Below are 13677 nucleotides of genomic sequence, written 5' to 3' on the forward strand. Positions count from 1 at the left end.
CCTACCGTGTATCTTGTTAGCTATTCGCTAACGCCTTGCTTGTGGGCATTTCGCCCCGTTGAGCATTCGAAAAAGAACGAACCGAATTTATGACTTGGATTTTAATTGGCGCTGCGCTTGGCTATATCGCCTTATTGTTTCTGATTGCCTTATGGGGGGAGAAGAAACATAGCCTAGGCTACAAGATCAGCTTGCACCCATGGGTTTACGGCCTTTCGCTCGCTATTTATTGCACCACCTGGACCTATTATGGTGCGGTAGGCAATGCGATTGATGGCGGCTGGAGTTTTTTGCCGATTCTGTTGGGGCCAATTTTACTGTACCTATTCGGCATGCCAGTAGTGCGCAAGCTAGTTGCGGTAAGTAAGCAGCAAAACATTACTTCGATTGCCGATTTTGTGGCCTCGCGCTACGGTAAAAGCCATAAAATGGCGCTTGTAGTTACCCTATTCGCTGCCGCCGCAGTAATTCCCTATATCGCTCTGCAACTAAAAGCCGTTGGCATTAGCTTTAATTTGCTCAGTGAATTAAGCCCTGAAGCCAGCGAAAACTCCTTCAAAGAATTAGGCGTAGCCATTTTAATGGCCGTTTTTGCGATCGTATTTGGTACCCGGCGGTTGGAAGTAACCGAATACCGCAGCGGCATGATGCTCGCGATTGCCTTTGAATCAACGGTTAAACTCGTGGCCTTATGTGGCGCCGCAGTATTTGCGTGGATGCTATTTCGCAGCGGTTCCAGCGCAAGTGTTGCCGAGCAACTGGCCACCTTAGATTTAGCTAGTGGTTGGACAATACGAGGCGCCCTAACCCCAGAGTTCTTTATTCAACTGGCTATGGCCGCCGGTGCCATTTTATGTTTGCCGCGGCAGTTTCACGTTACCGTGGTAGACAACGTAAAGCTGGAGCATTTAAGCACCGCGCGCTGGCTCTTTCCCCTGTATTTAGTGCTTACATCTATGGCCATTGCGGCGCTGGCAGTTAGTGGCATGGCGTTATTCGGTGCCAACGATATGAATGTTCCCGGTGTTGGCGGTGAAGTTGATGGCTCGGTGTATCCGTTGTTAATTCCCTTCTTACATGGGCAAACGTGGCTCGCTATTTTGGTATATATCGGTGGTATTTCTGCCGCCACCGCCATGGTAATTGTGGCTACCTTAACCCTAAGCACCATGATTAGTAACGATGTGGTAACGCCGATATGGCTTACCCGCGAAGGCCGCCGGATACCCCAACCACATCGCTTTTCACGCCGCTTAATTCGGGTGCGGCGGCAAGCCATTGTGGTGGTGTTGCTGCTCGGCTGGGCTTGTTATCACCTGTGGGTGGCGCAACTCAATCTGGTAAGCATCGGCTTACTCGCATTCTCGGTAGTACTGCAATTACTACCAGCAATTTTAGGTGGTTTGTTTTGGCGCAAAGGCCACGCGAAAGGCGTATACATGGGCATGATCGCCGGCTTACTCGGCTGGCTTTTTGCGGTATTACTGCCCCTTACGCAATTACCAGCAAGCGAAGCTGAACGCGTTATTACCCACGGCACCTTGATTAGTTTAGCGCTGAACACCGCTGCATATGTTTTATTTAGCTACCTAGCGGTACCTGCGCTCGTGGATAGAATCCAGGCTACTGCCTTTGTGAACCCACGCAAAAGCGGTGAACCAGTGCGCGTTAGCCCAGGTATTCAAGAAACCCGCGTGGCTGATTTACTGCTACTAATGGAAACCTTTTTAGGGGTAGAGCGCTGTGAAGAATTGCTGCGGGCGTATGAACGCCATCAACCGTTAAACCGCCACGGTGCCGCCGATACCCTATTCACCGATTATGCGGAGCGCGCCATTAGTGGTGTGTTAGGTGCAGCAACGGCCCGCTCTTTAGTGAATGCCGCGCTTGAGAATCGCCAGCTTAATTTGGAAGAAGTGGTGCATTTTTTTGATGACACTACCCAAGCCCTGCAAGACCAACAATCGATTATGTTTAGCTCGCTAGAGAATTTGGCGCAAGGCATATCGGTGGTAGATCGCAACCTGCGCTTAGTAGTGTGGAATCGGCGCTATCTAGAGCTATTCGAATATCCCGATGGCATGGTGCAGCCCGGCAGGCCTGTTGCCGATCTAATTCGTTACAACGCCGAACGCGGTGAATGCGGTGTAGGCGAAATTGGCGAACTGGTAGAAAAGCGTATTCGCTACATGAAGCAAGGTTCACCTCATCGCTTTATTCGCCGGCGCTCGGATGGCCGGGTGATTGAAATGGTGGGTAACCCGTTACCCAGTGGTGGCTTTGTTACCAGTTTCACTGATGTAACCGAGCACATTGAAACGCAACAAGCCCTAGAAGATGCCAATATCGATCTGGAAGCACGCATTCGCAGCCGCACCGATGAAGTGCGCGAGATTAACCGCGAGCTTACCGAAGAAATTGATCGCCGGCGGGAAATTGAAGTAGCTCTGCAAGCAGCGAAAGCCGAAGCGGAATTTGCTAATGCCAGTAAAACTCGCTTTTTGGCGCTGGCGAGCCACGATATCTTGCAGCCATTAAACGCTGCTCGGTTGTATCTTTCTGCGGTGGATACGGAAAGCTTAAGCGCGAAAACTAAAGGCTTGGTACATAAAGTAGATAACGCTCTGGATTCTACTGAACACCTGCTATCGGCCCTGCTTTCGATTGCGAAAATGGAACAAGGTGCCATGCAACCGCAACTGAAACACATTGATTTAAATACTATTTTAGGGCCGTTAGTACCCGAGTATTCGGTGCTGGCTGAACAACAAGATCTGCAATTTACCGCTCGTTTGAAAAACTTAACCGTGTATACGGATCCAACTTATTTGCGGCGCATTATTCAAAACTTTTTATCTAATGCCATTAAATATACCCAATCAGGAAAGGTACTGCTTACGGTGCGTAAACGCGGCGAGCATGCTGAACTTGCGGTATGGGATACTGGCCCGGGGATTCCCGAGCAAAAACATGAAGAAGTATTTGAAGCCTTTATTCGTTTACACCAAGGCTCTATCAGCGGTGTTGGGCTGGGTTTAAGTGTGGCTAAACGCATGGCAGAACAGCTCGAGTGTCCATTGCAAATTAAATCAGCGTTAGGCAAAGGCTCGCGTTTTTCGGTACTAGTGCCTCTTGGTTCCGCAGCGCTGGTTATTCCGCGTGTGCGGCCTGAACGTTCTAACCAAGCCTATAGCGGTTTGCAGATATTGTGCGTAGATGATGACCCAGAAAATTTGGCCGCGTTACAAGCATTGCTCAGTAAATGGAATTGCCAAACAGTACAGTTTAGCACCCCGCAAGATGCACTCTCTTGGGCTGCGGAAAACCCTCCACCGGATGGTGCGCTGCTGGATTATCAACTAGCCGAACACGGTGATGGTATTAGTTTGTGGCAAGCCCTGCAGAAAATTTGGCAAAAGCAGGTTCCAGGAGCATTGGTAACTGCGGTGCGTGATCCTGAATTAAAAGCCGAGGCGCGCAAGTTGGGCTTACAGTATTTGGCCAAGCCGGTTAAACCAGCACAACTTAAGGCACTCATGCAACATATGCAGCGGCACAAGGAAACTCATTAATGTATCAATTAGTGATTGCGGATGATCATCCACTTTATCGCGAAGCACTTGCGCATGTGGTGGCACATTATTTTCCTACCAGCACCTTACACAGTGCAGCAAACCTTAATGAAGTATTCAGCTTGTTAGCGCAACAGCAAACGATTGATTTGCTGCTGCTTGATTTGAATATGCCGGGTATGAATGGCTTAAATGGCGTAGCGGAATTACTCGCGGCCTACCCCACTTTGGCCATTGCCATGCTCTCTGCTGAAGATCATAAACAGGTGGTGTTAGAGGCAATGTCGCTTGGCTGTATTGGTTATATTTCCAAAGCTAGCGAGCGTGCCGAGTTGGCTCGTGCCATCGAGCGTATTCTTGCGGGTGATGTGTATATGCCAGCCGAAAGTTTTCGCAGTGGTGAAGCTAATCACTCGCACTCCGATCAGCCAACCATTAGGTTGGCCGAGGCTGCAAGCGCAGGGAACGCTAGTGAGAGCGATCCTTCAATATCACTGGCAGAGCTTACTCGCCAACAAATCCGCGTATTGCGTGCGATGGTGAACGGTGCCGCAAACAAACAAATCGCCTACGAACTGCATATTAGCGAAGCAACGGTGAAATCGCATGTATCGGCGATACTGCGTAAGCTTCGCGTACACAATCGTGTGCAAGCTATCTTGCTCGCCAAAAACGCCAACTTTAGTGCCTATTTAACCGATTAATCCCCACTGTTCACACTCACAAGTTGGCTACCGGCGCAAAGACCGCATCAGCATACGCAACTGCAGTGGCCGCGCCGGTTTGTGCAGAATGCTGTAGCCCAACTGCTGCGCTTGCTCTTGCAACGCTTGACTGTGATTTGCGGTTAACAATAGCACTTGTGGCAACGGTAAACCTTGCTCCGCTCGCTCTTGCAATAATTGTTGCGCCACCTCAGTACCTAAATCATTACCCAAGTGATAATCCACTAACAACATATCCAATGGTACATGCAGCCAGTTACCCTGTTCATGCAATTGCCGCCTGCTCAGCGCAACATGCACCCGATAACCCCAACCCCCAAGCAAGCTTTCAAGCGCTTGGCAAATATTCGGGTCATTCTCGATAATGCCAACCACGCCGCCCTCATCTAATGCACTCTGATTTTCTATACTTTGCACCGGCGCTCTCATCACAACTTCAGTAAGTGGCACCTGAACTGCAAATACAGAGCCGCGATGCAACTGAGAATTTACCTGCAAATCATGTTTCAGCAAGCGCGCTAAGCGTTCCACAATAGCTAAACCGAGCCCTAAACCGCCAGAATGGTGCTGCTCTGCTTCCGGTAAGCGATGAAATTCTTGGAAAATTTGCTGTAATTGCTCAGCAGCAATACCCACACCGGTATCAATTACTTGAACTTCTACTCCATTGGCCCGTCGCCGACAGCCTAGCAACACCTCACCACCCACCGGCGTATAACGATAGGCGTTACTGATAAAATTACGCAGTATGCGCGCCAGTAATGCACTATCGGTACGCACCCACAATCGCGTAGGCTGCACACGGAGGCGGATGTTTTTCCGCGCTAACATAGCTTCAGCTTCATCGGCCAAGCTCTGTAATAAAGGCTGTAACGGCACGGATTCAATTTGCGCCGCTAAAGCCCCCGCATCAAGCTTCGAAAGATCCACCAAAGTGCGTAATAAATCCGCCACATCATCGAGAGAGCGGGCAGCTTTTTTCGCTAATTGCCGAACATTTTCCGCTAACGGCAAATCTAGCATCGCACCATTGAACAACCGCGCTGCATTCAACGGCTGCAACACATCATGGCTTACTGCCGCTAAAAATTGCGATTTAGAGGCATTCGCCTGCTCTGCTTCATTTTTTGCTTGGCTAAGTGCCGCCGTGCGCTCTTGCACTCGCCGTTCCAATAACACATTCGCTTGCCGCAACGCCTCGGAGGTGCGCTTGCGCTCGGTAATATCGCGATTTAACACGAAAAACCCCAGCACGCGCTGTTCGCTATCCATGTTAGGTACATAAGATTTCAGCAAATGGCGAGGTTCGCCTTGCAAATTTTTCTCAGTAATCTCAAACACCACGTTATCGCCTTGCAGTACCTGATAAATGTAAGGCTGCAAACGCGCAAAACCTGTATCACCATGAATATCGGTAATATGGCGGTGTAAAATAGTATGCTGCCGAGGTACGTAAAAATCGGCATAACCGCGGTTCACAAACTCATAAATACCGGCTGCCGATAGGTATGCGATCATCGCCGGCACGTTATCGGTTATCGTGCGTATCCAACGCTCACTTTCAGCCAATGATTCGGCGTACAAGGCATGGGCGGTAATATCAGTAAGCGCCAGTAAATAACCACCATCTGGCAAATGGTGACGTTCGTAAGCAATGGTGCGGCCATCTACTAACGTTTGCTCACCTTTATTTTCGGCAAACAGTAAAACCGGCTGGGGAAATTGGCTTGCCTTAAACAGGGCAACAATATCGCGTTGGTAATGTAATTGGCGAGGCACAATGCCACTGAGCTGCAGGAGTTTTTGGTTCCACACATCAAGCAGGCCCATTTTATTCACCAAGGCCACGCCTTGGGAAAGGTTATCTACCGTGCTTTGCAGCAGAAGCATCTTTTCCGCCAGTGCTTTTTGCTTGCTTACATCGGCACTGTGCTTCAGTGCACGAGTATGCTCGCGCACCTGTTCGGCGAGCACCGCCGCATGCTGAAATGCGGCAAAGGGCGAATGCACTCCATTCAATTGCGGCGATCCGCCCTGCTCAATACGTTGAATAAGCGCCGCATTAATGCGTTGCAATCGCTCTATTTGCGCCTGTTGATCTGCCACCTGCTGGGCCAAAGCGCTGGTATCATAATTTGCCATTTGTTACTCCAACCGCACTGTTGCTTCGGCTAGCCATAACCACCTCGGCCAATAACCACGCCTGAAAAGGTTTGGTTAATATGAATACCATTAAAATGCTCACCATAGGTATTAAAGCCCACCACGTGGTGCTGCTGGTAAAATGCAGAAGCAGCCGCCTGCTCATTACGCTGTTCACATTCAAGGCGGCGAAGCACACAATCACAAGCAATAGTAACCAACGGCATGCCAATTTCTCCTTCTATTGCGGCAAAACGTTGCTCTAAATCAGGCAAAATAGGCTGGGTTTCCATGGCGGTAAGCACTGCACCTTCTCCCACAGCACAATAAAAGGTTAGGCTGCCATCGGCATTAACACGCTGAATTGAGCGCACGAAATATTCATGGCCCATGCGCACGGCCAAGGGCTGCATGGCAAATACCGCAGCATTAAGCTGATCCGTGGTAACACCCACAAACTGAGCGTACGCTGTTGCCGCCGGCTCGGCGTTAAGCTCATATACTGTGCGCGTATCGGCACTGGAGGCCGTTACCACAAACTTTTCCGCTCGTGGTTCCATATGATGAGTACTAAACACTCGAAACGGCAACGCGGTAGTAAACATTAACAACACCGCGGCATTAGTATGAAAGGTGCCAGCATAGTATACATAGGTATCGGTAAGCTGATTATCATCTCCTGCCGAGCCACCAAAATGGGGAATGCGCCCCAAAGCCGTTTGCAATGAAAACAGCGCCAACTCTTCTTGCGCCGAAAGGCCATCAAACAAAGTTAAGGCAAAGCTTTGCCGTTGCGGTTGGCCAAACTCGGCTTCACATGGCAGCAAAGTATCAATTAAGGCTTGCGCTTGCAGTAAATCAAATGTGTCTAGTTGCTGAATAGGGCCAATCGCCACGCTAAACTCATTAACTTCAAAACCTAAAGCCACAATACTGCCTTGCGCGTAACCTTGTAAGTTAAGCTCACCGGCACTGGTGCAGCCACTTTTTGGCAAGCCTGGAAACTCGTGCTCTAGCGCCGCTGCCAATTCCTCTAGCGGATATTCGGTGGAGCAAAAAAAAAGCAAAAAGCCCAAGTTTGCCGAGGCAAACTGGGCTGCAAGTTCCGCTACTGCGGTTGCTGGATTTTTGGCTACCGACATTGCACTAATGATCGGTGTATCCATAGCAAGCTTCCTTATGATTAAACCCCTGCGGGCTTAAAAGAAGCCCATTGGGTTAACATCGTAACTTACCAGCATATTTTTGGTTTGCTGGTAATGATCTAACATCATTTTGTGGTTTTCGCGGCCCACCCCAGATTTTTTATAACCACCAAAGGCTGCGTGAGCTGGGTAGTGGTGATAGCAGTTGGTCCATACGCGGCCTGCTTCTATGCCACGGCCCATGCGGTAAGCTCGGTTCATATCGCGGGTCCATAAACCGGCCCCTAAACCAAACTCAGAATCATTAGCAATAGCCAAGGCCTCTGCTTCATCTTTAAAGGTGGTAACCGATACCACTGGCCCAAAAATTTCTTCTTGGAATACGCGCATGCTGTTATTACCTTTAATCAGCGTTGGCTGAATATAGTAACCTTTGGCGAGCTCGTTGTGCAGCTGCTCTTTATCGCCGCCCATTAAAATTTCCGCGCCTTCACTACGGCCAATATCAAAGTAGCTCATAATTTTATCAAACTGCGCTTGCGAGGCCTGCGCACCTACCATTACTTCGGTATCAAGTGGATTACCGCGCTTAATTTTCTTGGTGCGTTCAATAACCAGTGCAATAAACTTATCATAAATACTTTCTTCAATAAGCAGGCGTGATGGGCAGGTACACACTTCACCTTGATTGAAAAACGCTAACACAACGCCTTCCACACATTTTTCCAAGTAGCTATCTTCATGGTTAAACACATCAGCAAAATAAATGTTCGGTGATTTACCACCAAGCTCTACTGTTGAAGGAATAATATTTTCCGCCGCACACTTCAGAATATGCGAACCTGTTGGCGTAGAACCGGTAAAAGCAATTTTGGCGATGCGCTTGCTGGTTGCCAAAGCTTCACCAGCCTCTTTACCAAAACCATTCACAATATTTAATACGCCAGGAGGTAAAATATCACCCACTAGTTCAATAAACTTCAAAATCGACCAGGGCGTTTGTTCCGCTGGCTTCAACACAATGCAATTACCTGTTGCCAATGCTGGGGCTAATTTCCATGCTGCCATGAGTAATGGGAAGTTCCAGGGAATAATTTGCCCTACAACCCCGAGCGGCTCGTGATAATGATAGGCTACGGTATTGCCATCAATTTCACCAATCGAGCCTTCTTGTGCACGAATAACACCGGCAAAATAACGGAAATGATCAACTGCCAAAGGCACATCGGCGTTTAGGGTTTCACGAATGGCTTTGCCGTTATCCCAAGTTTCAGCAATAGCAATCTGCTCGAGATTCTGCTCTAACCGATCGGCAATTTTTAGTAACAAATTAGAGCGTTCAGTAACCGAAGCTTTACCCCAACTAGCTTTTGCTGCATGCGCCGCATCGAGGGCTAATTCAATATCTTCAGCACTAGAACGAGCAATTTTGCAAAACGCTTCACCGGTTACCGGCGATACATTATCAAAATATTGGCCTTTTACCGGCGCAACCCACTCACCATTAATATAGTTATCATAGTGATCTTTCACCGTTACTTGCGAATCTGCATGGCCTGGATGTGCGTAAATCATATCATTCACCTTGTTGTTTGTTTGCTACAATAAAGCCTATTTAGCCATGCTATGCCTTTCGTTAGGGCAACCGCTATTCACCAAGAGCATGAAAAAATTCATACTTTAGTTGGAGAAGTTATGACCCAATTTAACGCGCAACACAGCTTAGCTGAGCTTGGTTCTTTTTTTTCTCGTGCAGCCAGCCCAAGCGCGGTAAAGGCACCGCAATGGCTAGCCTTCAACAGTGAATTAGCTGAGCAGTTACAACTGCCCAGTGATGTGCTCGCTAATGATGCCGGTTTAGCCATTTGGAGTGGAAATGCAGTAGCCGAATGGGCCCACCCTATTGCCCACGCGTATGCAGGCCATCAATTTGGCAGCTTAGTACCACAGCTCGGCGATGGCCGCGCCATGCTGTTAGCTGAAGCGGTAGATAGCGCCGGAAAACACTGGGATATTCAATTAAAAGGGGCCGGCAGAACCGAATTTTCACGCGGTGGTGATGGCCGTTCGGCGATTGGCCCAGTAATTCGGGAGTATTTACTCAGCGAAGCCATGTATGCACTAGGTGTTCCCACTACCCGAGCCCTGGCCGCTGTGGCTAGTGGTGAATTGGTATATCGAGAACAAGGCGGCGTGCCAGGTGGCATATTTACTCGCGTGGCTAGCAGCCATTTGCGCGTGGGCAGTTTTCAATTTGCATCGCTGCACGGCGGTAGCGAAAAGGTACGTCAGCTGGCTGATTACGCTATTGCTCGGCATTTTTCGGGAATTAACAGCCCTGAGCTCAATACAAACAGCCTTGAGCCCGATACAAACAGCCCTGAGCTCAATACAAACAGCCTTGAGCCCGATACAAACAGCCCTGAGCCCAATACAGCCACCCCTGAGGGCACGGATAAAACAGCAAGTTCGCAGCGTTATTGCGCTTTTTTAACCGCGGTAGCAGAACGCCAAGCAGCGTTAATTAATCATTGGCTGCGGGTTGGCTTTATTCATGGCGTAATGAACACTGATAACACCTCTATTTGCGGTGAAACCATCGATTATGGCCCAGCAGCGTTTTTAGATACCTACCACTCACACAAGAAATTTAGCGCGATTGACCGCCAAGGCCGCTACGCATTTAGCCAGCAAGCCGCAATCGGCCAATGGAACTTGGCTCGTTTAGCGGAGTGCTTTTTGCCGCTGTTGCAACCGAAAGAACAAGCCGTAGCGCTTGCTACGCAAGTGCTGGCAAACTACAGCCAGCATAGTGAAGCGCTATGGCTAGCAACTATGGCAGCCAAACTCGGCATTGAACAGCCAGAGGCGGAAGATGATAATTTAATTCAAGATTTTCTGGTGCTTTTGCAACAACATGAAATTGATTACACCCACGCATTTTGGCAGCTGGCGAATGAACTCGATGGCAGTAGTGCCAGCAGCGGCCCAAAGGCTGCTACTGCAACCTTATTTGCCGAGCCGAATGAGTATTTGCAATGGCGCCAACGTTATCTTCAGCGCCTAGCAGCAAACAGCCGCCCTATTGCCGCTACCATTGCCCGTATGCAAGAAGTGAACCCGGCACTAATTCCACGTAACCATCGTATTATTGAGGCCATAACTGCAGTAGAAGAGCGGGGCTCGCTGGAGCGGTTTTACCAATTGCTGAATGCTTGGCAAACGCCCTATAAAATGCCCAGTACGGAGCTTGAGTTGGAGTTATATGAAGCGCCTGCAGCCAATGAACAAGTGCAACGCACCTTTTGTGGCACCTAAGGTTCTGCCACCTAAGGCAGCTGATTAGGGCGTATTTTCCGGTGGCGAGAGTTGCAAACGTTCGGCCAATAGCACCGCTTGCGTGCGGCTATATACGTTCAACTTGCGGAAAATAGCGGTCATGTGAGCTTTCACCGTAGCTTCGGTGATGCCCAGTTGATAAGCAATTTGCTTATTTAACAAGCCCTCGTGCACGTAATACAGCACGCGGTACTGTTGCGGGGTTAAATCGGCAATTTTCTCTGCTAATTCTTTATCTTCTTGGCTTACATCACCAATTTGTTCGGCCATTCCTTCAGGCAGCCACTCATCACCATCAAGAATGCTAGCAATAGCTTGGGCAATCTCAGCAGAAGCCAATGATTTTGGAATAAACCCAAGCGCACCAAAACCCATGCAACGGCCGATCACTTGCGGATCTTCAGCGCCAGAAATAACCGCTACGGGAAGCATAGGATAATCATTGCGAATACGAATCAGGCCATACAAATCACCTGCACCCGGCATGTGCAAATCGAGCAACAGTAGATCGATATCATCATCCACACTTAAAGCTTCAAGTGTAGAATCCAGAGTATCGGCTTCACGAATATTCAGATCGGCAAAATGATTCGCGAGGGCTCCTCGCAGAGCCTCGCGAAATAAGGGGTGATCGTCGGCGATCAGTAATCGGGTCATAGCACTTTATCCGGAAGCGCTACACACTTCGCTTCCTATCCTTTAGCGGTTTAATCGGTTCTCGATAAGAGAATCTACCACACTAGGATCGGCTAGCGTAGAGGTATCGCCTAAATTACTGTAATCGTTACCCGCTATCTTGCGCAAAATGCGGCGCATGATTTTACCCGAACGCGTTTTCGGTAAACCAGGGGCCCATTGAATGAAATCTGGCGTAGCGATTGGGCTCAGCTCTTTGCGCACCCATTGCACCAATGCTTTGCGCAATTCATCATCCGCATCTACACCATCAACCACGGTAACGTATACATAAATGCCTTGGCCCTTCAGATCATGCGGATATCCTACTACCGCAGCCTCAGCAACCGCCTCATGAGCAACCAGCGCGCTCTCGATTTCCGCCGTACCCAAACGATGGCCAGATACATTCAATACATCATCTACCCGGCCGGTAATCCAGAAATCGCCATCTTCATCACGGCGCGCGCCATCACCAGTGAAATACACATTTTTATACGTACTAAAGTAGGTTTGCTCGAAGCGCTCATGATCACCCCATAAGGTGCGAGCTTGCCCCGGCCACGAATCTTCGATAATTAAATTACCTTCCGTAGCGCCTGCAAGCGGCGTGCCTTCGTTATCTACTAATTTCGGTTTTACGCCAAAGAATGGCAGCATCGCCGAGCCCGGTTTCATATCGGTTGCGGCGGGGAATGGTGCGATTAAAATACCGCCCGTTTCTGTTTGCCACCAGGTATCTACAATCGGGCATTTGCTGTTACCGATGGTTTTGTAATACCACTCCCACGCTTCTGGGTTAATGGGCTCACCCACCGAACCTAAAATACGCAATGTATCGCGCTTACTGCCCTTCGCGGCAGCATCGCCTTTCGCCATTAGTGCACGAATCGCTGTAGGCGCGGTATAGAGAATATTTACCTTATGCTTATCCACTACTTTACCGATACGAGAAACATCCGGATAGGTAGGTACACCTTCAAACATTAACGTTGTAGTTCCATTGGCGAGTGGGCCATACACAATATAACTATGGCCGGTAACCCAACCCACATCAGCGGCGCACCAGTACACATCATCTTCTTTTAAATCAAATACATATTCGTGGGTTATGGCGGCATACACCATGTAGCCACCGGTAGTATGCACTACGCCTTTCGGCTGCCCGGTAGAGCCGGAAGTGTACAAAATAAATAATGGGTCTTCGGCATTCATTACTTCTGCTGGGCAATCAGTATCGCAATCACCTATCAACTCATGCCACCACACATCGCGGCCATCATGCATATCGTAAGCAACATCGGTGTGCTTCAGTACTACTACACTTTCAACTGTTGGGCAGGCATCTTTCGCTAACGCTTGATCTACGTTTGGTTTCAACGCTACGCCTTTACCACCGCGGCGCCCTTCGTTAGAAGTAATCACTACTTTAGCTTGGCAATCGTTCACGCGATCAGCAATTGCATTCGGCGAAAAACCAGCAAAAATTACTGAGTGCACAGCACCTAAGCGTGCGCACGCTAACATGGCATAAGCAGCTTCTGGCACCATGGGCATATAAATCGCCACACGGTCACCTTTCTTCACACCTAGTTTTTTCAAACCATTCGCAAAACGCGCCACATGTTCATGTAACTCGCGGAAGGTAATGTTTTTTTGCACATCAACTTCATCGCCTTCCCAAATAATCGCCGTTTTATCCGCCCGGTTGGTTAAATGACGATCCACGCAATTGTAGCAAGCGTTCAATGTGCCATCGGCATACCATTGAATATCAATGTTGCCCGGCGCAAAGCTAGTTTGCTTCACTTTAGAATAGGGGCTGAACCATGTAATACGCTTCCCTTCTTCACCCCAGAAGGATTCTGGATCGGTAATTGATTCGTTGTATTTGTGCAAATAGTTTTCTGGATTCAGACGCGCAGCAGCTTTTACTGCTTCTGGCATTGGGTATACGTGTGCTGACATTGGCTTTCCTCCTGAATTTTTATAGTGCTCATTTGTACTGATTTCGCGGCCTGAAACCTATTAGACCATAGTCTAGATTGACCAAAACTGCATATTCCCGAATGCTAAGAG

At 48.9% G+C, this 13677-nt stretch carries 8 protein-coding genes; 3 read left to right on the forward strand and 5 right to left on the reverse strand.

Annotation, left to right across the window (positions count from 1 at the left end; translation table 11 throughout):
• Positions 1-89: 89 nt before the first annotated feature.
• Together ACNA7P_RS00305 and ACNA7P_RS00310 are read left to right on the forward strand one after the other, a co-directional pair.
• Complete coding sequence (locus ACNA7P_RS00305; RefSeq protein ID WP_416256604.1) at positions 90-3572, forward strand: PAS-domain containing protein; 3483 nt, start codon at positions 90-92, stop codon at positions 3570-3572.
• On the forward strand, positions 3572-4276 hold the full coding sequence (locus ACNA7P_RS00310) for a response regulator (RefSeq protein WP_416256605.1): 705 nt from the start codon (positions 3572-3574) through the stop codon (positions 4274-4276). The genes ACNA7P_RS00305 and ACNA7P_RS00310 overlap by 1 nt, the downstream gene beginning before the upstream one ends.
• Before the next feature lie 27 nt (positions 4277-4303).
• On the opposite strand, the gene ACNA7P_RS00315 is transcribed toward ACNA7P_RS00310, so the two are convergent.
• The 3 genes from ACNA7P_RS00315 to ACNA7P_RS00325 are packed head-to-tail and all read right to left on the reverse strand — an operon-like array spanning position 4304 to position 9159.
• A complete protein-coding gene (locus ACNA7P_RS00315) occupies positions 4304-6439 on the reverse strand; it encodes a NahK/ErcS family hybrid sensor histidine kinase/response regulator (protein WP_416256606.1) in 2136 nt (711 codons plus the stop codon).
• A gap of 29 nt (positions 6440-6468) precedes the next feature.
• Entirely contained in the window at positions 6469-7605 is a 1137-nt protein-coding gene (nosP, locus tag ACNA7P_RS00320) for a nitric oxide-sensing protein NosP (protein ID WP_416256607.1), read from the reverse strand.
• Between the two features lie 33 nt (positions 7606-7638).
• On the reverse strand, positions 7639-9159 hold the full coding sequence (locus ACNA7P_RS00325) for an aldehyde dehydrogenase family protein (RefSeq protein ID WP_416256608.1): 1521 nt from the start codon (positions 9157-9159) through the stop codon (positions 7639-7641).
• A gap of 120 nt (positions 9160-9279) precedes the next feature.
• Between ACNA7P_RS00325 and ACNA7P_RS00330 the strand changes: the two genes are divergently transcribed.
• Positions 9280-10902 carry a protein adenylyltransferase SelO gene (locus ACNA7P_RS00330; protein WP_416256609.1) on the forward strand — a complete coding sequence of 541 codons (1623 nt, stop codon included), beginning with the start codon at positions 9280-9282 and terminating at the stop codon, positions 10900-10902.
• Positions 10903-10926: 24 nt separating this feature from the next.
• Here ACNA7P_RS00330 and ACNA7P_RS00335 read toward each other — a convergent pair whose 3' ends face one another.
• Positions 10927-11580 (reverse strand): response regulator transcription factor, encoded by a 654-nt coding sequence (locus ACNA7P_RS00335; RefSeq protein WP_416256610.1) that lies wholly within the window; start codon positions 11578-11580, stop codon positions 10927-10929.
• Positions 11581-11622: 42 nt separating this feature from the next.
• Complete coding sequence (acs, locus tag ACNA7P_RS00340; protein ID WP_416256611.1) at positions 11623-13566, reverse strand: acetate--CoA ligase; 1944 nt, start codon at positions 13564-13566, stop codon at positions 11623-11625.
• Positions 13567-13677 lie beyond the last annotated feature (111 nt).

The sequence above is a fragment of the Aliidiomarina sp. genome (assembly GCF_047920995.1).
GTDB lineage: Bacteria > Pseudomonadota > Gammaproteobacteria > Enterobacterales > Alteromonadaceae > Aliidiomarina.

Bases quoted from the DNA above. Each gene is read 5' to 3' on its own strand.
- ACNA7P_RS00305 (WP_416256604.1), top strand. From the start codon at position 90: ATGACTTGGATTTTAATTGGCGCTGCGCTTGGCTATATCGCCTTATTG.
- ACNA7P_RS00310 (WP_416256605.1), top strand. From the start codon at position 3,572: ATGTATCAATTAGTGATTGCGGATGATCATCCACTTTATCGCGAAGCA.
- ACNA7P_RS00315 (WP_416256606.1), bottom strand. From the start codon at position 6,439: ATGGCAAATTATGATACCAGCGCTTTGGCCCAGCAGGTGGCAGATCAA.
- nosP (WP_416256607.1), bottom strand. From the start codon at position 7,605: ATGGATACACCGATCATTAGTGCAATGTCGGTAGCCAAAAATCCAGCA.
- ACNA7P_RS00325 (WP_416256608.1), bottom strand. From the start codon at position 9,159: ATGATTTACGCACATCCAGGCCATGCAGATTCGCAAGTAACGGTGAAA.
- ACNA7P_RS00330 (WP_416256609.1), top strand. From the start codon at position 9,280: ATGACCCAATTTAACGCGCAACACAGCTTAGCTGAGCTTGGTTCTTTT.
- ACNA7P_RS00335 (WP_416256610.1), bottom strand. From the start codon at position 11,580: ATGACCCGATTACTGATCGCCGACGATCACCCCTTATTTCGCGAGGCT.
- acs (WP_416256611.1), bottom strand. From the start codon at position 13,566: ATGTCAGCACACGTATACCCAATGCCAGAAGCAGTAAAAGCTGCTGCG.